Source organism: Pseudomonas sp. AN-1, assembly GCF_034057115.1.
Taxonomy (GTDB): Bacteria; Pseudomonadota; Gammaproteobacteria; order Pseudomonadales; family Pseudomonadaceae; genus Geopseudomonas.
Genome location: NZ_CP139195.1, coordinates 4,143,705 through 4,165,466, shown reverse-complemented (window position 1 = coordinate 4,165,466; position 21,762 = coordinate 4,143,705). Strand labels below are relative to the sequence as shown.

25 protein-coding genes are annotated in these 21,762 nt (G+C 67.7%); 3 read left to right on the top strand and 22 right to left on the bottom strand.

Annotation, left to right across the window (positions count from 1 at the left end):
- Positions 1-91: 91 nt before the first annotated feature.
- The 6 genes from rpsI to SK095_RS19520 form a co-directional block, all read right to left on the bottom strand.
- On the bottom strand, positions 92-484 hold the full coding sequence (rpsI, locus tag SK095_RS19545) for a 30S ribosomal protein S9 (protein WP_136488234.1): 393 nt from the start codon (positions 482-484) through the stop codon (positions 92-94).
- 15 nt (positions 485-499) lie between these two features.
- The gene (gene rplM, locus SK095_RS19540; RefSeq protein WP_090211330.1) at positions 500-928 is read right to left on the bottom strand and encodes a 50S ribosomal protein L13; all 429 of its coding nucleotides are present in this window, start codon (positions 926-928) and stop codon (positions 500-502) included.
- 247 nt (positions 929-1,175) lie between these two features.
- Positions 1,176-1,997, bottom strand: coding sequence for a M48 family metallopeptidase (locus SK095_RS19535; protein ID WP_136488235.1), 822 nt, complete (start codon positions 1,995-1,997; stop codon positions 1,176-1,178).
- A gap of 76 nt (positions 1,998-2,073) precedes the next feature.
- Positions 2,074-2,688 carry an SOS response-associated peptidase gene (locus tag SK095_RS19530; protein ID WP_320547211.1) on the bottom strand — a complete coding sequence of 205 codons (615 nt, stop codon included), beginning with the start codon at positions 2,686-2,688 and terminating at the stop codon, positions 2,074-2,076.
- Positions 2,689-2,718: 30 nt separating this feature from the next.
- Positions 2,719-2,994 (bottom strand): putative signal transducing protein, encoded by a 276-nt coding sequence (locus SK095_RS19525; RefSeq protein WP_136488237.1) that lies wholly within the window; start codon positions 2,992-2,994, stop codon positions 2,719-2,721.
- Positions 2,994-3,176, bottom strand: a complete 183-nt coding sequence (locus tag SK095_RS19520) for a CPXCG motif-containing cysteine-rich protein (RefSeq protein ID WP_136488238.1) — start codon at positions 3,174-3,176, stop codon at positions 2,994-2,996. Before SK095_RS19520 ends, SK095_RS19525 begins: the two co-directional genes overlap by 1 nt.
- A gap of 94 nt (positions 3,177-3,270) precedes the next feature.
- Between SK095_RS19520 and SK095_RS19515 the strand changes: the two genes are divergently transcribed.
- On the top strand, positions 3,271-4,431 hold the full coding sequence (locus SK095_RS19515) for a 1-acyl-sn-glycerol-3-phosphate acyltransferase (protein WP_320547210.1): 1,161 nt from the start codon (positions 3,271-3,273) through the stop codon (positions 4,429-4,431).
- 36 nt (positions 4,432-4,467) lie between these two features.
- On the opposite strand, the gene SK095_RS19510 is transcribed toward SK095_RS19515, so the two are convergent.
- From SK095_RS19510 to SK095_RS19485, 6 genes are all read right to left on the bottom strand, one after another.
- Positions 4,468-4,767 carry a hypothetical protein gene (locus SK095_RS19510; protein ID WP_136488240.1) on the bottom strand — a complete coding sequence of 100 codons (300 nt, stop codon included), beginning with the start codon at positions 4,765-4,767 and terminating at the stop codon, positions 4,468-4,470.
- Between the two features lie 152 nt (positions 4,768-4,919).
- Positions 4,920-6,122, bottom strand: coding sequence for an ISL3 family transposase (locus tag SK095_RS19505; protein WP_320546462.1), 1,203 nt, complete (start codon positions 6,120-6,122; stop codon positions 4,920-4,922).
- 149 nt (positions 6,123-6,271) lie between these two features.
- A complete protein-coding gene (locus SK095_RS19500) occupies positions 6,272-6,859 on the bottom strand; it encodes a YajG family lipoprotein (RefSeq protein ID WP_136488241.1) in 588 nt (195 codons plus the stop codon).
- A gap of 101 nt (positions 6,860-6,960) precedes the next feature.
- Positions 6,961-8,058 (bottom strand): cell division protein ZapE, encoded by a 1,098-nt coding sequence (zapE, locus tag SK095_RS19495; protein ID WP_136488242.1) that lies wholly within the window; start codon positions 8,056-8,058, stop codon positions 6,961-6,963.
- A 177-nt stretch (positions 8,059-8,235) separates the two neighbouring features.
- Complete coding sequence (locus SK095_RS19490; protein WP_320547209.1) at positions 8,236-9,582, bottom strand: tryptophan--tRNA ligase; 1,347 nt, start codon at positions 9,580-9,582, stop codon at positions 8,236-8,238.
- A 23-nt stretch (positions 9,583-9,605) separates the two neighbouring features.
- A complete protein-coding gene (locus SK095_RS19485) occupies positions 9,606-10,241 on the bottom strand; it encodes an alpha/beta hydrolase (protein WP_136488244.1) in 636 nt (211 codons plus the stop codon).
- A 115-nt stretch (positions 10,242-10,356) separates the two neighbouring features.
- Between SK095_RS19485 and SK095_RS19480 the strand changes: the two genes are divergently transcribed.
- The gene (locus tag SK095_RS19480; protein WP_136488245.1) at positions 10,357-10,782 is read left to right on the top strand and encodes a YhcB family protein; all 426 of its coding nucleotides are present in this window, start codon (positions 10,357-10,359) and stop codon (positions 10,780-10,782) included.
- A 106-nt stretch (positions 10,783-10,888) separates the two neighbouring features.
- Here the strand turns inward: SK095_RS19480 and cysN are convergent, their stop codons facing one another.
- The 3 genes from cysN to SK095_RS19465 form a co-directional block, all read right to left on the bottom strand.
- Positions 10,889-12,790: a sulfate adenylyltransferase subunit CysN gene (gene cysN / locus SK095_RS19475; protein WP_136488246.1), complete on the bottom strand. Its 1,902-nt coding sequence runs from the start codon at positions 12,788-12,790 to the stop codon at positions 10,889-10,891.
- A gap of 12 nt (positions 12,791-12,802) precedes the next feature.
- The gene (gene cysD, locus SK095_RS19470) at positions 12,803-13,720 is read right to left on the bottom strand and encodes a sulfate adenylyltransferase subunit CysD (protein WP_201485165.1); all 918 of its coding nucleotides are present in this window, start codon (positions 13,718-13,720) and stop codon (positions 12,803-12,805) included.
- Positions 13,721-13,848: 128 nt separating this feature from the next.
- Entirely contained in the window at positions 13,849-14,607 is a 759-nt protein-coding gene (locus SK095_RS19465; protein WP_201485164.1) for a Nif3-like dinuclear metal center hexameric protein, read from the bottom strand.
- A 106-nt stretch (positions 14,608-14,713) separates the two neighbouring features.
- On the opposite strand from SK095_RS19465, the gene algW reads away from it, so the two are divergent.
- Positions 14,714-15,853 carry a Do family serine endopeptidase AlgW gene (gene algW, locus SK095_RS19460; protein WP_201485163.1) on the top strand — a complete coding sequence of 380 codons (1,140 nt, stop codon included), beginning with the start codon at positions 14,714-14,716 and terminating at the stop codon, positions 15,851-15,853.
- Between the two features lie 56 nt (positions 15,854-15,909).
- On the opposite strand, the gene hisC is transcribed toward algW, so the two are convergent.
- The 7 genes from hisC to SK095_RS19425 form a co-directional block, all read right to left on the bottom strand.
- Positions 15,910-16,968, bottom strand: coding sequence for a histidinol-phosphate transaminase (gene hisC / locus SK095_RS19455; protein WP_136488250.1), 1,059 nt, complete (start codon positions 16,966-16,968; stop codon positions 15,910-15,912).
- A 112-nt stretch (positions 16,969-17,080) separates the two neighbouring features.
- Entirely contained in the window at positions 17,081-18,388 is a 1,308-nt protein-coding gene (gene hisD, locus SK095_RS19450) for a histidinol dehydrogenase (protein WP_201485162.1), read from the bottom strand.
- Positions 18,389-18,548: 160 nt separating this feature from the next.
- Positions 18,549-19,184, bottom strand: coding sequence for an ATP phosphoribosyltransferase (gene hisG / locus SK095_RS19445; RefSeq protein ID WP_136488252.1), 636 nt, complete (start codon positions 19,182-19,184; stop codon positions 18,549-18,551).
- A 9-nt stretch (positions 19,185-19,193) separates the two neighbouring features.
- Complete coding sequence (murA, locus tag SK095_RS19440) at positions 19,194-20,459, bottom strand: UDP-N-acetylglucosamine 1-carboxyvinyltransferase (RefSeq protein ID WP_136488253.1); 1,266 nt, start codon at positions 20,457-20,459, stop codon at positions 19,194-19,196.
- A gap of 21 nt (positions 20,460-20,480) precedes the next feature.
- Complete coding sequence (locus SK095_RS19435; RefSeq protein WP_136488254.1) at positions 20,481-20,720, bottom strand: BolA family protein; 240 nt, start codon at positions 20,718-20,720, stop codon at positions 20,481-20,483.
- An 83-nt stretch (positions 20,721-20,803) separates the two neighbouring features.
- Positions 20,804-21,112, bottom strand: coding sequence for a lipid asymmetry maintenance protein MlaB (locus SK095_RS19430; protein WP_256658931.1), 309 nt, complete (start codon positions 21,110-21,112; stop codon positions 20,804-20,806).
- Entirely contained in the window at positions 21,109-21,753 is a 645-nt protein-coding gene (locus tag SK095_RS19425) for a phospholipid-binding protein MlaC (protein WP_136488255.1), read from the bottom strand. The genes SK095_RS19430 and SK095_RS19425 overlap by 4 nt, the downstream gene beginning before the upstream one ends.
- Positions 21,754-21,762: the final 9 nt, after the last annotated feature.

Genomic DNA, 21,762 nt, shown 5'->3' with positions numbered 1-21,762 from the left:
CGGACTGCGACAGACTGTCGCAGACAAATCCGACACATAAAAAAACGCCCAGATCCCTGGGGAATCTGGGCGTTCGCTGAAGCGTAGTCGATTAACGCTTCGAGTACTGCGGACGCTTGCGCGCCTTGCGCAGACCGATCTTCTTACGCTCGACCTCGCGGGCATCGCGAGTGACGTAGCCGGCCTTGCGCAGCGGGCTGCGCAGGGTCTCGTCGTACTCGATCAGTGCGCGGGTGATGCCGTGGCGGATCGCACCGGCCTGACCGCTGACACCACCACCGGCGACGGTGACGTAGATGTCGAACTTTTCGGTGTTCTCGGTCAGCTCGAGCGGCTGACGAACCACCATGCGGGCGGTCTCGCGGCCGAAGAACTGCTCCAGGCTGCGGTTGTTGATCGAGATCTTGCCAGTACCCGGACGCAGGAATACACGCGCGGTAGCGGTCTTGCGACGGCCGGTGCCGTAGTTTTGAGTCGCCGACATATTGAGCCTACTCCGTTAAATCTTCAGTTCTTGGGGCTGCTGAGCGGTGTGCGGGTGGCTGGCACCGGCATAGACCTTCAGCTTGCGATACATGTCGCGACCCAGCGGGTTCTTCGGCAGCATGCCCTTGACGGCGGTCTCGATCACGCGCTCGGGAGCACGGGCGATCAGCTTCTCGAAGTTGATCGACTTGATGCCGCCCGGGAAACCGGAGTGATGGTAGTACATCTTGTCGGAGCTCTTGGCACCGGTGACACGCACCTGCTCGGCGTTGATCACGACGATGTAGTCGCCGGTATCCACGTGCGGGGTGTACTCGGGCTTGTGCTTGCCGCGCAGACGGCTGGCGATTTCAGTGGCAAGACGACCCAGGGTCTTGCCAGCAGCGTCGACAACGTACCAGTCGCGCTTGACGGTTTCCGGTTTCGCAGAGAAAGTTTTCATTGGTTATAGCCTCAGAGGCCGCCTGATAATCAAGCGGCGAATCTTACTGGACAGTACTTGCCTCTTTCAAGGCAACGGCAGCCTCTGCAGACACTAAATCGGGGGGGGCTCGGGTCAGTGCGTCTGCTTCGGCAAAATCGGCAGGTTAGGCATTCCCGCCGAGCAGGACGGGCTAGGCATCCCCCGTCACGAAAGCTGGCGAATTTTACCGAGTTCGCCGAAAAACACAAGCCGCATTCTACACATCTCAGCGCTGCCCGCGCGCCTGCTGGTACAGCGGCATGACCCGCGGAATCGCTGCGCGCAGATTGGCCATGCGGGTCGACGACGAGGGGTGGGTGCTCATGAACTCCGGCGGTGCTCCGTTGCCCGCCCGGGCCATCTTGTCCCACAGGGTCAGCGCCGCATTGGGGTCGTAGCCGGCACGCGCCGCCAGCTCCAGGCCGATCAGGTCGGCCTCGTTCTCGTTGCCGCGACTGTTGGGCAGGGTCATGCCGTACTGCACCGCGGCGTCGGCGAGCTGGCCACCGGCCTGGCCCAGGCCGAGCAGGGCCACCGCGGTCTGCTTGGCCAGCTCGGCGCCATAGGCCTTGGACATGGCCTCGCGGCTGTGCTCGCGCAGGGCATGGGAAATCTCGTGGCCGAGCACCGCCGCCAGCTCGTCATCGGTCAGGGCGAGCTTCTCGACCAGACCGCTGTAGACGATGATCTTGCCGCCCGGGCCGACGTTGGCGTTCAGCTCGTCGCTGCGGATCAGAGCGGTCTGCCAGTTCCAGCTGGCGGCGTCCGGACGGAACACCGGGGTCTGCGCGATCAGCCGGCGGGTGATGTTGTTCACCCGCTGCGCCAGGGCGCTGCTCTTGTCCAGCTTGCCGGCCGTGGCGGCATTGCTCAGGGTCTGCTGGTAGGACTTGGCGTACATCTGGTCCAGCTCCTGGCTGGACAGCATGGTGAACATGTACTGCTGGCGATTCACGCCGACCGCTCCGCCGCTGGTGGTATTGACCGCCTGACAGCCGGCCAGCAGCAGCGCACCCGCCAGAGCGGCAAGACGAAAGACACGACTCATGCAAGGACACTCCCGAAAGCACAGGGGATTCATCGTAACACCGGCCCAGCATCAGACCAGCCTGGCGCAGCCGAGTTCACGCCGGAGTCAGACACTGCGGCCCCTCCTCCCGCGGACTGTTGCCCAGCCCGGCGAGCAGCCGCTCGCGCAGCGGCAGCGGCGGCGCCGCCAGCAGCGCCTGCAGGTCCTCCGGCGCGGCTGCCGGGTCCAGCCACAACGCCTCGCCGGCGGCATCCAGCAGCAGCGGCCGGCGCTGCTGCCCGGCCGCCACGGTGACCACCGCGGCGCTCAGATAAACCCGCTCGCCGACCGGATAGGCTTCCCACAGCGCCGCCAGCGACAGCAGCGGCTGCTCCGCACTCATCCAGAACGGCCGGCGGCGCGGCCCGCGCCACTCGTAGAAGCCGTTGGCCAGCAGCAGGCCGCGGCGGCTGGCGAAGGCCTCGCGGAACAGCGGCTGCTCGGCCAGGGTTTCCGCGCGGGCCTGGGCCGGGGCGCGCGACAGGTCGCGCAGCCAGGCCGGCGTCAGCCCCCAGTGCACCTGCGCCGCCACACGCCGGCCAGCCTCGGCGCGCAGCAGCAGCACCTGCTGGCCCGGGGCGATGTTCCAGCGCGGCTCAAGGCGCTCGGGAAAGCCGGGCAGCGCGGCGAGCGTCGGCGGCCAGCGAAACAGGGCAAAACGTCCGCACATGGGAAAGGAGCTACCTGCAGCAGAAGAGGGTCAGCACAACAGCACATCCGGCAGACTGCCGGACGCATCCTCGAGCGGCGGCTCGCCCGCCAGGGGCTGCGCGGCATTGTACGCGGCAATCAGCGCCCGCGCCCGCGGCGCATCCGCATCCTCCACGCCGATCGCCAGCAGGCCGGCCACCGGCAGCTCGCCCAGCGCCCCCAGCAGGTGCTGACCGAACAGGTGGGCGCGGATGCCCTCGCTGGCCAGCATGGCGACCAGCAGTTCGCCCTCGCCCAGGTTCACCGGCTCGTGAATCCGCTGCATCAGTCGCCCTCCCGGCGCAGCTCCAGGGTCCAGCGGACCCCGTCGGTATGCAACTCGAAGACGATCGGCTGGCAGCACACCGCGCAATCCTCGACGTAGCACTGGTCGCCGCCCGACAGGTCGAGCAGCGCCTCGCCCGGCTCGCCGCACCAGGGACATTCGTAGGGCTCGCTCTGCAGCATCCACGTCCCTCCATGCTCTTCGTTTATAATTGTCGCCCCACCCGGCGGAAGTTCCAGTTGCCGCCCTCACCGATTCCCTGGTCAAGAGACACCAATGGGCGAGTTCGAAGCCATCCGACCCTATGCCGACGCGGAAGTGCGTCCCGTCCTCGAGCGCCTGCTCGCCGACGAGGCCTTCCTCTCCACCCTCACCCATTACCGCTTCCCGCGCCTGGCCGGGCCACTCGGCTGGCTGCTGCGGCCAGTCCTCGCCCACTATCTGCGCCGCGAGATCCAGGGTGTGGACAGCGTCGCCGCCCTGCAGGCGCGCATCGAGCCCTACGTCGACCGCAGCATCGAGAAGGCCAGCGACGGCATCAGCTACTCGGGCCTGGAGAACCTGCACAAGGGCCGCGCCTACCTGTTCCTCAGCAACCACCGCGACATCGTGATGGACCCGGCGTTCGTCAACTACGCGCTGTACCATGCCGCGCACCCCACCCCGCGCCTGGCCATCGGCGACAACCTGCTGCAGAAGCCCTTCGTCAGCGACCTGATGCGCCTGAACAAGAGCTTCATCGTGCACCGCTCGATCAGCGGCCGACGCGAGAAGCTGGCGGCCTTCCAGACCCTGTCCGCCTACATCAACCACTCGATCCGCGACGAGCAGGCCTCGATCTGGATCGCCCAGGCCGAGGGCCGCGCCAAGGACGGCGACGACCGCACCGATTCGGCGATTCTCAAGATGTTCCACATGAGCCGCAAGGACGAGGAATTCGCCGCGGTGATGGCCGACCTGCACCTGGTGCCGATCTCGATCAGCTACGAGTACGACCCCTGCGACCTGGCCAAGGCCCGCGAGCTGTACATCCGCGCCAGCACCGGCAGCTACAGCAAGGCGCCGGGCGAGGACGACGCCAGCATCGCCCAGGGCATCACCGGCCACAAGGGCCGGGTGCACCTGCACTTCTGCAACGAGATACGGACCCCGGACAACGACGCCAGGCAACTGGCCCAGCGCATCGACGGCGAGATCCTCGGCCACTACCGGCTGTTCCCGGTCAACTACCTGGCCTACGCCATGTGGGAGGAGCGCGATGCGCAGCTGGCGGTGCCGGCGGCCGGCGAGCTGTTCGACGCCGCCGAACTGGCACGCGCCCAGGCCGAATGGCAGCGCCGCCTGGACGCCTGCCCGGCCGAGCAGCGCCCGTACCTGGTCATGCAGTACGCCAACCCGGTGCGCAACCAGTACCGCAGCCGCGCCGGAGCGCTGTAAGGAAGGAAGCGGCGCGCCCCAGGCGCGCCGCAGGCTTCAGAGCGCGGCCTGCAGGCCGGTGCTCAGCCAGGACAGCCCCAGCGCCGCCGCCAGGCAGGCGCTGCCGAAGGCGTAGAAGAAGCGGTTCAGACGGGCGACCTGGACATCCCCCGCCAGCGCATCCGCCGTCATCCCGGACAGCTCGCCCTCGAGCAGCGGGCGCGCCTGCGCGCGCTGCTCGCGCAGCCGGGTGGCCAGCAGCAGCCAGCCACCGGCCAGCGCGAGGAACAGCGCCAGACCGTTGACCACCTGCGCCGGATAGCTCTGGCACAACGACCACAACACCTGCAACGACATCCACGACCTCCCGCACAGAAGAGTTGGCAATCGGGCGCTGCGCGCCCTCTTCGGTGACGGCAGCCGCAGCAAACGCCGCAGTCTACTCCCTCGCCCCCGCCCCGCTCAGCGCCTTTCCGACCGGCGCACCGACCGCCGGGCAGAAAAAAGGTTCATCGCATTTTCCCGGGGAAGGCGGCCTTGATTTTCAGGAAGAAGTAATCGGCGTCCCTGAAGCCATAGGCCATGCGCTTGATCACCTTGATCCGGTTGTTCACCCCCTCCAGCAGGCTGGTGTGCATGTGGAATCGTGCACTGGCGAGGATGCCCCGGGCATAGCGCTGGAGGTTGCGGGCAAAGCGTTGTAGCGGCGCCAAGCCGCTCTCCCGGACATGCCTCAGCCAGGTTCGCCAGCGCCGCCAGCCCTCCCGCACGCTGGGTGCGTACCAGACCTCCTTCAACGCATCCTTGAGCACATAGACCGTGGCCAGTGGCTGGTTGGCTGCCAACAACTCCTGCAGTCGAACGGCATGATCCTCCTTCAGGTTCTCCCGGTTGCGCAGCAGCAGCCAACGGCTCTGCTTGACCACTTGGCGAGCGGGCTTGTCATGGCGCAGGGCATTGGCCTGGTCTACCCGGATGCGGTCGATCACGTCACGTCCGTAGCGGGCGACCACATGGAACAAGTCGTACACAACCTCGGCCTGAGGGCAGTGCTGTTTCACTTCCAGGTCGAAGGCCGTATTCATGTCCATCGCCACAGCCTCGATCTGCTGGCAGCGCTCACCGAGTTGCTCGAAGAACGGGCGTATGGCCTTGCGGCTGTTACCCAGGCCAACCCACAGAACGCGGGTACGCTCGGCATCCATGATCACCGTCGCGTAACGATGGCCTTTGTGCAGGGCGAACTCGTCCATCACCAGACGGCGCACATCGCCCGGCTCGAAGGTGCCGAATGCGGCCTGGAGACGCCGCTTGTCCAGCGTCTTGATGGTGTGCCAGTGCAGCCCGGTGAGCTGGCTGACATGGCTGATGGGCATGAACCGCAGCAGGGTTTCGACCCAGGAACACAGCCGGCGGGTCAGCCGCGAGGCCGGGGCCAACCAGGAAATGTGCTCGGTAACTCGCCCACACGTCAGGCAGTCCACTCGGCGTATGGGGAGTCGCAACTGGACGCGCTGATCGAACAGATCCCGGTCGCGAACGAGGCGAATGCGTCGGTCATGGATCAGGGGGCTGGGCTGCTGACAGCGACCACAGCGTGGAAGGTCGGCCGCTCGGGGTTCGAGGGTCAGCGTGAGGTTTTTTTCGACGGAATGGCTGCAGGCTACAACGTCGTAGCCTGGCCAGAAAGCAGCAAGATCAATAGGATGCACGGTGACAGCAGGGGGCAGGCGTTGGCGTGTTTGGCGACTGCCAATTTACCTGCTTCCCTGTCTGTCAATCCGCTCTTCCCCACGATCCCGCGAAGAACCAGAAAAAAGGCGGTGGCAATGCCACCGCCTTTTTTCGTCTGCCGCTCAGCTCACTGGTTGTTGAGCAACTGGCCGATGGTCGGATCCTTGAACACCCGGGTCAGCGCATCGCTGAGCACGTCGCTGACCAGCTTGGTGTTGGTCTGCTGGTTGGGCGCCATGCCGAAGCGCTGGTTGAGGGTCGCGCCGTAGCGGCCGCTGTAGCGGCGCACGCTGTTCTGCACATCGGCGCGGATGGTGGCGCTGATGTTGGCCTCGGTGACATAGCTGCCATCCTTCGGCGACTGGTACTTCATGTCGGTCACGGTCAGGGTCAGCTGCGGCGCATTGTAGGCATTGGGCGTCGGGGTGAAGCCGAGCAGGCGCACGGCGGCCTCGGCCTGACCCTGCAGCTTGGGCAGCAGATCCTGGCTGGCCACGCTGATCGCACTGGTCTCCGGATACAGGCCGCCGCGGGTGCCGAGCACCGGCGAGGGACGACCGTCGACCACGCGCACCACCACCGGCTGGCCCTGGCCGACCGGGTTGAGCTGGGCGGTGACCATCGGTTGCAGGCTCAGGTGTTGCGGGCTGTGGGCACAGCCGGCCAGGGTCAGGCTGGCAGCGGCGAACAGGCCAAGCAGCAGGCGGGGCAGCATGTCGATCTCTCCGGGAGTTGGACGGGAAATGCGCGGCAGTATACCCAGCCGCGGCGGCCGCGGAAACGACGAGGGCGCCGCCGGCGCCCTCCTCTACTCGATCACGGCTTGTGCGGCCGGCTGAGGAACTCGTGGGACTGCATCTCCAGCAGGCGGCTGAGGGTACGCTGGAACTCGAACTCCAGGCGACCGCCGGTGTACAGGTCCTTGAGCTCGACCTCGGCGGAGATGATCAGCTTGACGTTGCGGTCGTAGAATTCGTCCACCAGGTTGATGAAGCGGCGGGCGATGTCGTCCTTGGTGACGTTCATCTGCTCGACGTTGGCCAGCAGCACCGCGCCGTAGATCTTGCCCAGCTCGATGTAGTCGTTCTGGCTGCGCGGGCCGTCGCACAGCTCGCGGAACTCGAACCAGGCGACGTCGTTGGCGGTCTTGCGCGCGCGGATCTCGCGGTTCTCGATCAGCAGCACCTCGTTCTCCACCACGTGGCAGTTCTCGGTGAGCAGGCTCTGGAAGCTGCGGCTCAGGCTCTCTTCGGCCTCGGCGTCCAGCGGGAAGTGGTACAGCTCGGCCTGCTCGAGGGCGCGCAGACGGTAGTCGATGCCGCTGTCGACGTTGACGATCTCGGTGTGCTCCTTGAGCAGGGCGATCGCCGGCAGGAAGCGTGCGCGCTGCAGGCCGTCGCGGTACAGGCCGTCGGGCACGATGTTGGAGGTGGCCACCAGGCTGACGCCGTTCTTGAACAGCTCCTCGAGCAGGGTGGCGAGGATCATCGCGTCGGTGATGTCGGAGACGAAGAACTCGTCGAAGCAGATCACCCGCGCCTCGTCGGCGAAGCGCCTGGCGATGATGGTCAGCGGGTTCTTCTCGCCCTTGAGGGTCTTCATCTCCTCGTGCACGCGCTTCATGAAACGGTGGAAGTGCGTGCGCATCTTCTGCTTGAACGGCAGCGCGTCGAAGAAGGTGTCGACCAGGTAAGTCTTGCCGCGGCCCACGCCGCCCCAGAAGTAGATGCCCTTGATCGGCCCCTGCGGCTTCTTGCGGCCGAACAGCTTGCCCAGCAACCCGGAGTCCTGCTGACCGCCATTGACCAGGTCGTCGTACAGGCGCTGCAGGTGACGCACGGCGTTTTCCTGCGCGGCATCGTGGAAGAAGTCGGGACGTTTCAGATCGGCCTGGTAGCGTTCGAGCGGAGTCATGGCGGCGTCGGGTTAGGCAAACGGGGTCGACACTTTAGCGGCGGCCTCGGCGGTTGGCAATTTACTCGGAGCGTTCAGCACGGACGCCCTCTTGCGGGGACCGAAGGCAGGCAGGCGCCTCCCCCGGGCGTAGCGGTTGCGCCCGGCGGCAGGCCGCCGCCGGGCGGATGGCACGACTCAGGCGTCCTGCGGTGCCAGCGCCTCGGCCAGGCGCGCCATGGCGGCCTCGCGCTCGGCACCCTCGGCGAAGGCCGGGCTGTGCGCCACCGGCGCGTCGTCCAGCCACAGGGCAAACCCTTCGCCCTCGGCGCGCAGGTCCAGCTCGCCGGCCTGCAGGCGCTTGCTCGCCGCACCGGCGCTCTTGCCGTCTGCGAAGCTCACCGAGAGCAGCAGCTGGCTGCCGTCGGCGTCCAGCAGGCGGAAGCGGAAGCTGCCGTCGTCGTCGCGGAAGCTGACGAAGCGGGCGCCCTTGGCGGCCTTCTTCTTCGCCCCGCCGGCCACCTGCACCTCGTTGCGGAACGAGCGCAGCCCCACCGCCTCGCGCAGCTCGCCGAGGAACGGCGTGGCGACCTTGCGCGCCTTGGCGGCGCCGGCCAGCAGGATGTCCTCGAGATCGGCCGGGCGGGCGATCAGCGCGTTGTAGCGCTCGCGGGCCTCGCCCAGCTCGCCCTCCAGCAGCTCGCTCAGGCGCTGCTTGGCCTCGCCCCAGGCCAGGCCGCCTTCCAGCGCGGCGCGGAACTCGGCGCTCTGCGCGGGCGTGGCGAAGGCCTGGTAGAGGGTGAACAGGTGCGAGCCCTCGGCATCCTTGGGCTCGCCCGGCAGGCGCGAGTCGGTGACGATGCGCGCCACCGCTTCCCGGAGCTGCTTGCTGGTGCCGAACAGCGGGATGGTGTTGTCGTAGCTCTTGCTCATCTTGCGCCCGTCGAGGCCCGGCAGGGTCGCCACGCTCTCCTCGATCAGCGCCTCGGGCAGGGTGAACAGCTCGCGGCCGTTGCCGAACAGGTGATTGAAGCGCTGGCCGATGTCGCGCGCCATCTCCACGTGCTGGATCTGGTCGCGGCCGACCGGCACCTGGTGGGCGTTGAACATCAGGATGTCGGCGGCCATCAGCACCGGATAGCTGAACAGGCCCATGGTCACCCCGGCGTCCGGGTCCTCACCCTTGGCCACGTTCTGGTCGACCGCGGCCTTGTAGGCGTGGGCGCGGTTGAGCAGGCCCTTGCCCGCCACGCAGGTGAGCAGCCAGGTCAGCTCGGGAATCTCGGGGATGTCCGACTGGCGGTAGAAGGTCACCCGCTCCGGGTCCAGGCCGCAGGCCAGCCAGGTGGCGGCGATCTCCAGGCGCGAGCGCTGGATGCGCTGCGGGTCGTCGCACTTGATCAGCGCGTGGTAGTCGGCGAGAAAGTAGAAGGAGTCCACGTTGTCCGCGCGGCTGGCAATGATCGCCGGGCGGATGGCACCGGCGTAGTTGCCCAGGTGCGGGGTGCCGGTGGTGGTGATGCCGGTGAGAATACGGGTGGTCATGGTCGATCGCTTGTCGTGCTGCATCAGGATTGGAGGCGCGGCAGGACCAGTGCTTTCAGCTCGGTCAGCCGGCCGTGGAAGAAGTGCCCGCATTCTGCCACTTCGAGCAGCTCGTGGGGACGCGAAAGCTGCGCCGACCAGGCATGCACGGCCGCCGGCTCGACCACCTCGTCGCTCGCAGGCTGGATCACCGTCAGCGCGCCCTGCCGGGGCAGCCGGCCATCCACGGCGAAACGCATCACCGGCGGCGCCAGCATGAACAGCCGCTCGACGGCGACGCCCTGCGCTTCCAGACGCCCGCCCAGACAAGCCGCCACGCAGGCGCCGAAGGAAAAGCCCATCAGGGTCAGCGGCAGGCCGGGGTGCCTGGCCAGCAGCCAGCGTGCGGCGGCCTCGGCGTCGTCGATCTCGCCCTCGCCGTGGGCGTGCTCGCCCACGCTCTGGCCGACGCCGCGGAAGTTGAAGCGCAGGGTGGCGTAGCCGGCGTCGCGCGCCGTGCGCTGCAAGGTGGCCACCACCTTGTTGAGCATGCTGCCAGCGTGCAGCGGGTGCGGATGGCAGATCAGCGCCACACCGCGGGCCTCGGGATGATCGAGATGGAGGGCCTCGAGGGCGCCGCAGGGCCCGTCGAGCAGCAGGGGAATTTCGGTCAAAGACACAGGGACTCCGTGACCCCGCCGCGCGGGGACTCGTCTAGCATTGCACCGCCGGCGCTATACAGCGCAGGCACAAGCCGTTAACGTAATGCAAATCCCGTCTATAGAGGAAGGATTCGTGGAACAGTCATTCGCTGCCTGGCTGCTGCCAGCCCTGGCCCTGGTCGTCGGTGTGGCCATCGGTTTCCTGCTGGCCCGCCTGCTGCCCGGCGCCGCCCCCGGGGGCGTCCAGCACAAGCTGGACGAGATGCAGGAGCGCTTCGAGAGCTACCAGAGCGAAGTGGTCAGCCACTTCAACACCACCGCCAGCCTGATGCAGAAGCTCACCCAGAACTACCAGGACATCCAGTCGCACCTCTCCGAGGGCGCCAACCGCCTGGCCCTCGACGAGCTGACCCGCCAGCGCCTGCTGGCCGCCCTCAGCGAGTCCGCCCAGCCGGCCCGCGAGCGCATCGCCAGCGTCGCCAGCACCGAGCCGCCGAAGGATTACGCCCCCGGCCACTCCGGCGTACTGAGCGACGAGGAAGTGCTGAAGAAGGCCTGACCCCGACGTCAACGAGCAGCCCCGCCCAGGCGGGGCTTCTTTTTGCCTGCCGAAAACAGCAAGGCCCCGGCAGTTGCCGGGGCCTTGCTGTTTCAGTCTGCCGGGATCAGATCGCGCCGCGCGAACGCAGCAGCGCCAGCACCTGCCTGACCCCCTCCTCCACCGGAGTGGACTGGGTGTCGATCACCAGGTCGGCATCCAGCGGCACGTCGTAGGCGAAGGACTCGCCGGGGATGTTGTCCTCGCCGGCGGCGTACAGGCCCTGCGGATCGCGCTCGCGGCAGGCCTGCGGCGAAGCCTGCACGTAGACGGTGATCAGCCGCTCGGCACCGACGATGGCCCGGGCCTGCTCGCGGCCCTCGGCGTCCGGGGCGACGAAGGCCGCCAGGGTCAAGAGGCCCGCCTCGTTGAACTGCCGGGCCACCTGGGCGGCGCGGCGCCAGTTCTCGGCGCGGCCGGCACGATCCAGCGGCAGGCCCTTGTTGAGGTCGTGGCGCAGGTTCTGGCCGTCCAGCACGTAGACCGCGCGGCCGCTGTCGAACAGCTTGCGCTCGACGGCGTAGGCCAGGGTGCTCTTGCCGGCGCCGGAGAGGCCGGAGAACAGCACGGTGGCCGGCAACTGGCCAAAGCGCGCGGCACGCTCCTCGGCACTGACGTGGGCCAGGCGGCCGTGGTGGCCGACGGTGTTCTGCCCGGCCAGCGGCTCGGCGATGATCATGCCGGCGCCGACGGTGCCGTTGGTCAGGCGGTCGATGACGATGAACGCGCCGGTGGTGCGGTTGTGCGCGTAGCCGTCGAGGGCGATGGGCGCATCCAGGCTGACGCGCACCTTGCCGATCTCGTTGAGCTTCAGCTCGCTGGCCGGCAGCTGCTCGAGGCTGTTGACGTCGACGCGGTGCTCGATGGCGGCGATGTTGCCCGGCACGTAGCTGGTGGCGCGCTTGATGTCGTACTTCTTGCCCGGCAGCATCGGCTCCTCGGCCATCCACACCAGCATGGCGTCGAAGCTGTCGGTGACCTGCGGGCGGTTGTCGGCGTGCACCAGCATGTCGCCGCGCGACACGTCGATCTCGTCTTCCAGGGTCAGGGTCACCGCCTGGCCGGGGATCGCCTGCTCCAGCTCACCGTCGAAGGTGACGATGGACTTGACCTTGCTGGTCTTGCCCGACGGCAGCACGGCGACCTCGTCGCCCTTGTGCACGATGCCGCTGGCCAGGGTGCCGGCGAAGCCGCGGAAGTTCAGGTTCGGCCGGTTGACGTACTGCACCGGGAAGCGCATGTCGGTCAGGTTGCGGTCGGCGGCGATCTCGACGGTCTCGAGGATCTCCATCAGCGTCGGCCCCTGATACCAGGGCGCGCGCTCGCTCTTGTTGACCACGTTCTCGCCCTTGAGCGCCGACATCGGCACGAAGTGCAGCGAGCTGGGCTTGAGGTTGATGCGCTCGGCGAACTGCAGGTAGTCGGCCTTGATCGCCTCGAACACGCCCTGGTCGAAGTCCATCAGGTCCATCTTATTGACGGCGACGACGATGTGCCTGATGCCCAGCAGGGAGGCGATGAAGCTGTGTCGGCGGGTCTGGGTCTGCACGCCGTAGCGGGCGTCGATCAGGATGATCGCCAGGTCGCAGGTCGAGGCGCCGGTGGCCATGTTGCGGGTGTACTGCTCATGGCCGGGGGTGTCGGCGATGATGAACTTGCGCTTGGCGGTGGAGAAGTAGCGGTAGGCCACATCGATGGTGATGCCCTGCTCGCGCTCGGCCTGCAGGCCGTCGACCAGCAGCGCCAGGTCGACCTCGTCGCCGGTGGTGCCGACCTTCTTGGAGTCGCGGGTGATCGCCTCGAGATGGTCCTCGTAGATCATCTTGGAGTCGTGCAGCAGGCGGCCGATCAGGGTGCTCTTGCCGTCGTCGACGTTGCCGCAGGTCAGGAAACGCAGCAGTTCCTTGCGCTCGTGCTGGGCCAGGTAGGCGAGGATATCCTCGCTGATCAGTTCGGATTGGTGCGACATGATGCGGAAACCTTAGAAGTAGCCCTGACGTTTCTTTTCTTCCATGGAGCCGGCGCCATCGTGGTCGATGACGCGGCCCTGGCGCTCGGAAGTGCGGGTCAGGAGCATTTCCTGGATGATCTCGGGCAGGGTGGCGGCGGTGGACTCCACGGCGCCGGTCAGCGGGTAGCAGCCGAGGGTACGGAAGCGCACCATCTTCTTCTGGATGCGCGCCTTCTCCTCATCGCTGAGATGCTCGAGGATGCGCTCGTCGTCGATCATGATCAGGGTGCCGTTCTTCTCGATCACCTCGCGCTCGGCGGCGAAGTACAGCGGCACGATCGGGATGCCTTCCAGGTAGATGTACTGCCAGATGTCCAGCTCGGTCCAGTTGGACAGCGGGAACACGCGGATCGACTCGCCCTTCTTGACCTTGCCGTTGTAGACGTTCCACAGCTCGGGACGCTGGTTCTTCGGGTCCCAACGGTGCTTGCTGTCGCGGAACGAGTAGACGCGCTCCTTGGCGCGCGACTTCTCCTCGTCGCGGCGCGCACCGCCGAAGGCGGCGTCGAAGCCGTACTTGTCGAGCGCCTGCTTGAGACCCTCGGTCTTCATGATGTCGGTGTGCTTGGCGCTGCCGTGGGTGAACGGGTTGATGCCCTGCGCCACGCCTTCCGGGTTGACGTGGGTGATCAGGTCCAGGCCCATCTCCGCAACCATCTTGTCGCGGAAGGCATACATCTCCCGGAACTTCCACTGGGTGTCGACGTGCATCACCGGGAACGGCAGCTTGCCGGGGAAGAACGCCTTGCGCGCCAGATGCAGCATCACGGCGGAATCCTTGCCGATCGAGTACAGCATCACCGGGTTGTCGAACTCGGCGGCCACCTCGCGGATGATGTGGATGCTTTCCGCCTCCAGCTGTTTCAGATGCGTCAGTTTGTCGACCATGGCTACTCACAAAGGACAAGAGCGGCCTACGGGCCGCGGACGTTGGCGCACGATACCATGCTGTCCCGCTTCTAATAAGGCGCCAGCATAGACCCAATCATTCTATAAATATGCCCAACCGTTGCCGGTCAGACCGGGTTGTCGCAGTCGACGAAACGGTGCTCGACGCCGAAACGACTGGCGATCCACTCGCCCAGCGCCTGCACGCCGTAGCGCTCGGTGGCGTGATGACCGGCGGCGAGGAAGCTGATGCCGTTCTCCCGCGCACTGTGCACGGTCGACTCGGACACCTCGCCGGTCAGGTAGGCATCCACGCCGGCGGCGATCGCCTGCTCGATGTAGCCCTGCGCCGCGCCGGTGCACCAGCCGACCCGGCGGATCGGCCGCGTGCCGGCGACCAGCAGCGGCTCGCGGCCCAGCGCCTGCGCGACACGGGCGGCGAACTCGGCGGGCGCCAGCGGCTCGGCCAGGCTGCCGAGCAGCCCCACCGAGCGCGGATTGCCCGGCTCCAGCGGCCCCTCGACGCTCAGGCCGAGACGGCGGGCGAGCTGCACGTTGTTGCCCAGCTCGGGATGCAGGTCCAGCGGCAGGTGGTAGGCGAGCAGGCTGATGTCGTGGCTCAGCAGGGTCTTCAGGCGGCGCTGCTTCATGCCGACCACGCAGGGATTCTCGCTCTTCCAGAAGTAGCCGTGGTGCACCAGCACCAGGTCGGCGCCCCACGCCACCGCCGCATCCAGCAAGGCCTGGCTGGCGGTCACCCCGCTGACGATGCGGCGCACCTCGGCCCGCCCCTCGACCTGCAGGCCGTTGGGGCAGTAGTCGCTGATGCGCGCGGCATCCAGATGGCGGTCGATCTCGGCGACCAGGGTATTGAGGGCAATGGCCATGGTGATGCTCCGTAACAGTTGGCGACTGCGCCTGGCGCGCCGGCCTCGTATAATGCCGGCCACCTTAATGGCCGCCCCCGGCCCCCGCAACCCCAAGGATTCCCCGATGTACAAGGCGCTGCGCTTTCTCGGCTGGCCGGTGATCGCCGGCCTGCTGCTGGCCCTGCTGCTGATCCAGCTGTTCCCGCAGTGGGTCGGCCGCGACCGCCAGGATCTCGAGCTGCGCCAGGCGCCGGCCATCGGCCTGCCGGCACTCGGCCCGGTGTCCTACAGCGATGCCGTGGAGCTGGCCGCCCCGGCGGTGGCCAACCTGTACACCACCAAGGTGGTCGACAAGCCCAGCCATCCGCTGTTCGACGACCCGCAGTTCCGCCGCTTCTTCGGCGACAACCTGCCGCGCCAGCGGCGCATGGAGTCGAGCCTGGGCTCGGCGGTGATCATGAGCCCGAAGGGCTACCTGCTGACCAACAACCATGTGGTCGCCGGCGCCGACCAGATCGTGGTGGCGCTCAAGGACGGCCGCGAGACCCTGGCGCGGGTGGTCGGCAGCGATCCGGAGACCGACCTCGCCGTACTCAAGATCGACCTGGCCGAGCTGCCGGCGATCACCCTCGGCCGCTCCGACGAGATCCGCATCGGCGACGTCGCCCTGGCCATCGGCAACCCGTTCGGCGTCGGCCAGACGGTGACCATGGGCATCATCAGTGCCACCGGACGCAACCAGCTCGGCCTCAACACCTACGAGGACTTCATCCAGACCGACGCGGCGATCAACCCGGGCAACTCCGGCGGCGCGCTGGTCGACGCCCACGGCAACCTGATCGGCATCAACACGGCGATCTTCTCCCGCTCCGGCGGCTCGCAGGGCATCGGCTTCGCCATCCCCACCAAGCTGGCCCAGGAAGTGATGGAGGCGATCATCGCCCACGGCCAGGTGATCCGCGGCTGGCTGGGCCTCGAGGTGCAGCCGCTGACCGCCGAACTGGCCGAGTCCATCGGCCTGCAGGGTCAGGGCGGCATCATCGTCGCCGGCATCTACCGCGACAGTCCGGCGCTGCGCGCCGGCCTACAGCCGGGCGACGTGATCCTCGCCATCGACGGCGAACCGGCCAGCGACGGCCGCCGGGCGATGAACCAGGTGGCACGCAAGCGCCCGGGCGAAACCCTGCGCATCAGCGTGGTGCGCGGCGGCGAGCGTCACGAACTGCAGGCCGAGGTCGGCCTGCGTCCACCGGCGAGCAGCTGAGATCCCCGAAACGACGACGGCGCCCGCGGGCGCCGTCGTCGTTCATCCTGCCGCGCTCACTGCACCAGCGGCGTCAGCGCTTCCTGCAGCGCCATGTTCTGCTCGGCGGTGCCGATGGTGATGCGCAGGAACTGGTCGATGCGCGCCTGCCGGAAGTGGCGGACGATCACCCCCTGCTCGCGCAGGGCCGCGGCCAGGGTGGCGGCATCGTGGCGCGGGTGGCGGGCGAACACGAAGTTGGCGGCCGACGGCAGCACCTCGAAACCGAGGCCCTCCAGCTCGCTGACCAACTGCTCGCGGCTGGCGATCACCGCCTGGCAGGTCTGCTCGAAGTAGTCCTGGTCCTCGAAGGCCGCCACAGCGCCGGCCAGCGCCAGGCGATCCAGCGGGTAGGAGTTGAAGCTGTTCTTGATCCGCTCCAGCGCCTCGATCAGATCCGGATGACCGACCGCCAGGCCGACGCGCAGGCCGGCCAGCGAGCGCGACTTGGACAGGGTCTGGGTGACCAGCAGGTTGGGATACTGGTCGACCAGGCTGATCGCGCTCTCGCCGCCGAAGTCGACGTAGGCCTCGTCGACCACCACCACCGACTCGGCGTTCGCCTCCAGCAGGCGGCGGATCGCGGCGAGCGGCAGCAGGCAGCCGGTCGGCGCGTTGGGATTGGGGAAGATGATCCCGCCGTTGGGCCGCGCGTAGTCGTCGACATTGATGCGGAAGCGCCCGTCCAGCGGCACGGCCTCGAAGGGAATGCCGTACAGGCCGCAGTACACCGGATAGAAGCTGTAGGTGACGTCGGGGAACAGCAGCGGCCTGCCGTGCTGGAACAGGCCGTGGAACACGTGGGCCAGCACCTCGTCGGAGCCGTTGCCGAGGAACACCTGGCCCGGCTGCACGCCGTAGTAGTCGGCAACGGCCTGCTTGAGGCGCTCGCCGCTGGGATCGGGGTACAGGCGCAGGCTGTCGTCCAGCTCGGCGCGGATCGCCTCGAGCACCTTCGGCGACGGGCCGTAGGGATTCTCGTTGGTGTTGAGCTTGACCAGTCTGGCCAGCTTGGGCTGCTCGCCCGGCACGTAGGGCACCAGGTCCTTGACGAAGGGGCTCCAGAATTTGCTCACGCCCTTCTCTCCTCGAATTCGATCTGCTTGGCGTAGGGTGGAAAACCGCGCAGCGTTTTCCACCGAGTGACGTCGGGTGGAAAAGGCCGACGGCCGTTTTCCACCCTGCGGCTTACTTGATGCGGTACTCGGCGCTGCGCGCGTGGGCGGTCAGCGACTCGCCGCGCGCCAGCACCGAGGCGGTCTTGCCCAGCGCGGAAGCGCCCTCGGCCGAACAGAAGATGATCGACGAGCGCTTCTGGAAGTCGTAGACCCCCAGCGGCGAGGAGAAGCGCGCGGTGCCGGAGGTCGGCAGCACGTGGTTGGGGCCGGCGCAGTAGTCGCCCAGCGCTTCCGCGGTGTAGCGGCCCATGAAGATCGCGCCGGCGTGGCGGATCTGCGGCAGCCACTGCTGCGGGTCGGCCACCGACAGTTCGAGGTGCTCGGGAGCGATGCGGTTGGCCACGGCGATGGCCTGCGCCATGTCGGCGACCTGGATCAGCGCGCCGCGGCCTTCCAGCGAGGTGCGGATGATCTCGGCGCGTTCCATGGTCGGCAGCAGCCTGGCGATGCTCTCGGCCACCCGGTCGAGGAAGGCGGCATCCGGGCTGACCAGGATCGACTGGGCGTCCTCGTCGTGCTCGGCCTGGGAGAACAGGTCCATGGCGATCCAGTCCGGATCGGTCTGGCCGTCGCAGACCACGAGGATCTCCGAGGGACCGGCGATCATGTCGATGCCGCACTGGCCGAACACGTGGCGCTTGGCGGTGGCCACGTAGATGTTGCCCGGGCCAACGATCTTGTCCACCTGCGGCACGCTCTCGGTGCCGTAGGCCAGCGCGGCCACGGCCTGGGCGCCGCCGATGGTGAACACGCGGTCGACGCCGGCCACGCAGGCGGCGGCCAGCACCAGCTCGTTGAGTTCGCCGCGCGGGGTCGGCACCACCATCACCACTTCGGCGACGCCGGCGACCTTGGCCGGAATGGCGTTCATCAGCACCGAGGACGGGTAGGCGGCCTTGCCGCCTGGCACGTACAGGCCGGCGCGGTCCAGCGGAGTGACCTGCTGGCCGAGCACGGTGCCGTCGGCCTCGGTGTAGGTCCAGGAGTCCTGCTTCTGCCGCTCGTGGTACAGGCGCACGCGCTCGGCGGCCTTTTCCAGCGCCTCGCGCTGCTCGGCGCTGATGCGGGTCAGCGCCAGCTCCAGGCGCTCGCGCGGCAGGATCAGTTCGGCCATCGCGGTGGCCTCGACACCGTCGAAGCGCCGGGTGAACTCCACCACCGCCGCATCGCCGCGCTCGCGCACGCCCTTGATGATCTCCAGCACGCGCTGGTTGACCGCATCGTCGGACACGCTTTCCCAGCTCAGCAGATGATCCAGGTGGCGGGCGAACTGGGGATCGGCGGCGTCGAGTCGGCGGATGGCGAACGGTGCGGTCATAACGGGCCTCATGATTGGCAGATTCGGGCGCCGCTAGATTATCAGGCCTTCCGCGCGGGCACCCGGCAATTGTGGCTATGACGCGGATAGACGATCGCGACCGGCGGTCGCAGGACTTGCGCAGGAGACCGACAGTCGCAACCGGCCTCCTGCGCCCGCATCAGGCGCTCTGGCGGGCAGCCACGGCCTGGCGCAGGGTATCGATCAGCGCCTGGATGCGCGCATGCTGCATCTTCATCGACGCCTTGTTGACCACCAGCCGCGAGGTCACGTGGCAGATCAGCTCCTGGGGCTCCAGACCGTTGGCACGCAGGGTGTTGCCGGTGTCGACCACGTCGATGATCTTGTCGGCCAGGCCCACCAGCGGCGCCAGCTCCATGGAGCCGTAGAGCTTGATGATGTCGACCTGGCGGCCCTGCTCGGCGTAGTAGCGCTTGGCCACGTTGACGAACTTGGTGGCCACGCGCAGGCGCCCGGAAGGCTCCGGCGCGCCGACCTTGCCGGCGGTCATCAGCTTGCAGCGGGCGATCTGCAGATCCAGCGGCTCGTACAGGCCCTGGCCGCCGTACTCGAGCAGCACGTCCTTGCCGGCCACGCCGAGATCGGCGGCGCCGTGCTCGACGTAGGTCGGCACGTCGGTGGCGCGCACGATCAGCAGGCGCACGTCTTCCTGGGTGGTCGGGATGATCAGCTTGCGGCTCTTGTCCGGATTCTCGGTCGGCACTATGCCGGCCGCGGCGAGCAGCGGCAGGGTGTCGTCGAGGATGCGGCCCTTGGACAGCGCGATGGTCAGCATGACTTGCCCCTAGCCCGGCACGCGACGGATCTTGGCGCCGAGGAGCTGCAGCTTCTCCTCGATGCACTCGTAGCCGCGGTCGATGTGGTAGATGCGGTCGATCAGGGTATCGCCATCGGCGACCAGGGCGGCGATCACCAGGCTGGCCGAGGCGCGCAGGTCGGTGGCCATCACCGGTGCGGCCTTCAGGCGCGGCACGCCGGTGACGATGGCGGTGTTGCCCTCGATCTGGATCTGCGCCCCCATGCGCTGCATCTCCAGCACGTGCATGAAGCGGTTCTCGAAGATGGTCTCGATCACCGTGCCGGTGCCCTCGGCCACCGCATTCATGGCGATGAACTGCGCCTGCATGTCGGTGGGGAACGCCGGGTAGGGCGCGGTGCGGATGTTGACCGCCTTCGGCCGCTTGCCCTTCATGTCCAGCTCGATCCAGTCGTCGCCGGTGGTGATCTCGGCGCCGGCTTCCTGCAGCTTGAGCAGCACGGCCTCGAGGATGGTCGGATCGGTGTCCTTGAGCTTGACCCGGCCGCGGCTGGCGGCGGCCGCCACCAGGAAGGTGCCGGTCTCGATGCGGTCGGGCATCACCGCGTAGCTGGCACCGCCCAGGCGCTCGACGCCGTCGACGGTGATGGTCGAGGTGCCGGCACCCTGGATCTTCGCGCCCATGGCGATCAGCATGTTGGCCAGATCGACCACCTCAGGCTCGCGCGCGGCGTTCTCGAGCACGCTGCGGCCGTTGGCCAGGGTGGCGGCCATCAGGATGTTCTCGGTGCCGGTGACGCTGACGGTGTCGAAGCAGAAGTGCGCGCCGCGCAGGCCGCCCTCGGGAGCGCGGGCCTTGATGTAGCCGCCCTCGACGTCGATGACCGCACCCATGGCCTCGAGGCCGCGGATGTGCAGGTCGACCGGACGGGTGCCGATGGCGCAGCCGCCGGGCAGGGCCACCTCGGCCTGGCCGAAGCGGGCGACCATCGGGCCGAGCACCAGGATCGAGGCGCGCATGGTCTTGACCAGCTCGTAGGGCGCCACCAGGGTCTTGATGGTGGTGGCGTCGACCTCGACGTCGAGCTTCTCGTTGATCACCGGCTGCACGCCCATGCGACCGAACAGCTCGATCATGGTGGTGATGTCGTGCAGGTGCGGCAGGTTGCGCACGGTGACCGGCTCGTCGGCCAGCAGGGTGGCGGCGAGGATCGGCAGGGCCGAGTTCTTCGCGCCGGAGATGCGGATCTCCCCGTCGAGCGGGGCACCACCGGTAATGATCAGTTTGTCCATGGGGTATCTCGGGCGGGGCGCTCAGGCGCGCTCGGCCCAGGCGGCCTGGGAGAAGAATTTCATGGTCACGGCGTGGATGCTGCCATTGGCGATCCAGTCGTTGAGGTGGGCGTAGACCTGCTGCTGGCGCTTGACCGGGCTGAGGCCGGCCAGCTCGTCGCTGATCAGGTTCAGCTGGAAGTCGCAGCCCTGGCCTTCGACCACCACGGTGGTGCCGGGCAGGTTTTCTTCAAGATGGCGTTTGACGTCTTCGGCCTGCATAACTCAACCTCGCTTGGGGACCGGCATGGGAGCCGGCCATCATACAAAAAAGCCCTTGGCCTGCGAACCCTGCGCCCGCCCGCTCAGCCGGCGAGCGGCAGCAGCTCGAGCACCCCGTAGACCTCGGCGATCTGCCGCATGTCCTCGGGCAGGTTGCGGATCTGCAGGGTCTTGCCGGTCGCCCGGGCATCGCGCAGCAGGCACAGCAGCAGCGAGAGGCCGACGCTGCTGCTGTGGGTGATGCCGGCACAGTCGATCCAGACGCGGCCGGCCGGGCTGTCGGCCAGCAGGCGGCGGCCGGCGGCGCGCAGCTCGCTGCCCACGTGCATGTCGATCACGCCGTCCAGGGCCAGCCCGTCCGGCGGCACCGCCCGCAGCGCGCCCGGACTCACTGCTGGTCGCCCTTGACGTTGACGGACTCCTGGGCGCGCGCCACGGCGTCGCCCCAGGTGGAGATGACCTTGTCCAGATCGTTGCCGTTGCTGCGCATCGACTCGGCGAACTGGTCGCGGAACAGCTTGCCGATGTTGATGCCGTTGATGATCACGTTGCGCACCTTCCAGGCGCCGTCCTTCTGCTCCAGGGTGTAGGTCACCGGGTAGATGGCGCCCGTGCGACCGACCACCTCCATGTTCACCGAGGCGCGCCCCGGCTCGCGGGACGCCACCGCCGGCAGCATGCGGATCTCCTGGTTGTCGTACTCGAGCAGGGCGCCGCCGTAGAACTTCACCAGGCTGCGCTTGAAGTTGTCGACGAAGGCCTGCATCTGCTGCGGCGAGGCCTGGCGGCTGTAGCGCACGGTCATCACCCCGCGGGCGAAGCCGTCGAAGTCGACCACCGGGCCGAGAATGCCATCGAGGGCCTGGTAGAAGGCCTCCGGGTCCTGCCTGAACTGCTCGCGCTTGCTGTTCAGCTCGCCCAGCACCTTGTCCGTGGTGGCCTGCACCACCTGTTGCGGAGTGGCGGCGGCATGGCCGGCGAAGGGCAGGCAGGCCAGCAGCACCAGCAGGCTGCGTCGCAGGATCTTGAGCATGACGGATGT

Excerpts from the sequence above, each read along its gene's own strand:
- cysD (WP_201485165.1), bottom strand. The coding sequence starts at position 13,720 with ATGGTCGACAAACTGACGCATCTGAAACAGCTGGAGGCGGAAAGCATC.
- cysN (WP_136488246.1), bottom strand. The coding sequence starts at position 12,790 with ATGTCGCACCAATCCGAACTGATCAGCGAGGATATCCTCGCCTACCTG.
- SK095_RS19425 (WP_136488255.1), bottom strand. The coding sequence starts at position 21,753 with ATGCTCAAGATCCTGCGACGCAGCCTGCTGGTGCTGCTGGCCTGCCTG.
- hisD (WP_201485162.1), bottom strand. The coding sequence starts at position 18,388 with ATGACCGCACCGTTCGCCATCCGCCGACTCGACGCCGCCGATCCCCAG.
- SK095_RS19465 (WP_201485164.1), bottom strand. The coding sequence starts at position 14,607 with ATGGCCATTGCCCTCAATACCCTGGTCGCCGAGATCGACCGCCATCTG.
- SK095_RS19520 (WP_136488238.1), bottom strand. The coding sequence starts at position 3,176 with ATGCTGCAGAGCGAGCCCTACGAATGTCCCTGGTGCGGCGAGCCGGGC.
- SK095_RS19515 (WP_320547210.1), top strand. The coding sequence starts at position 3,271 with ATGGGCGAGTTCGAAGCCATCCGACCCTATGCCGACGCGGAAGTGCGT.
- SK095_RS19435 (WP_136488254.1), bottom strand. The coding sequence starts at position 20,720 with ATGCAGGCCGAAGACGTCAAACGCCATCTTGAAGAAAACCTGCCCGGC.
- SK095_RS19535 (WP_136488235.1), bottom strand. The coding sequence starts at position 1,997 with ATGAGTCGTGTCTTTCGTCTTGCCGCTCTGGCGGGTGCGCTGCTGCTG.
- SK095_RS19490 (WP_320547209.1), bottom strand. The coding sequence starts at position 9,582 with ATGACCACCCGTATTCTCACCGGCATCACCACCACCGGCACCCCGCAC.
- rpsI (WP_136488234.1), bottom strand. The coding sequence starts at position 484 with ATGTCGGCGACTCAAAACTACGGCACCGGCCGTCGCAAGACCGCTACC.
- SK095_RS19500 (WP_136488241.1), bottom strand. The coding sequence starts at position 6,859 with ATGCTGCCCCGCCTGCTGCTTGGCCTGTTCGCCGCTGCCAGCCTGACC.
- zapE (WP_136488242.1), bottom strand. The coding sequence starts at position 8,058 with ATGACTCCGCTCGAACGCTACCAGGCCGATCTGAAACGTCCCGACTTC.
- algW (WP_201485163.1), top strand. The coding sequence starts at position 14,714 with ATGTACAAGGCGCTGCGCTTTCTCGGCTGGCCGGTGATCGCCGGCCTG.
- SK095_RS19510 (WP_136488240.1), bottom strand. The coding sequence starts at position 4,767 with ATGTCGTTGCAGGTGTTGTGGTCGTTGTGCCAGAGCTATCCGGCGCAG.
- SK095_RS19530 (WP_320547211.1), bottom strand. The coding sequence starts at position 2,688 with ATGTGCGGACGTTTTGCCCTGTTTCGCTGGCCGCCGACGCTCGCCGCG.
- SK095_RS19525 (WP_136488237.1), bottom strand. The coding sequence starts at position 2,994 with ATGCAGCGGATTCACGAGCCGGTGAACCTGGGCGAGGGCGAACTGCTG.
- rplM (WP_090211330.1), bottom strand. The coding sequence starts at position 928 with ATGAAAACTTTCTCTGCGAAACCGGAAACCGTCAAGCGCGACTGGTAC.
- hisG (WP_136488252.1), bottom strand. The coding sequence starts at position 19,184 with ATGCTGACCATCGCGCTGTCCAAGGGCCGCATCCTCGACGACACCCTG.
- murA (WP_136488253.1), bottom strand. The coding sequence starts at position 20,459 with ATGGACAAACTGATCATTACCGGTGGTGCCCCGCTCGACGGGGAGATC.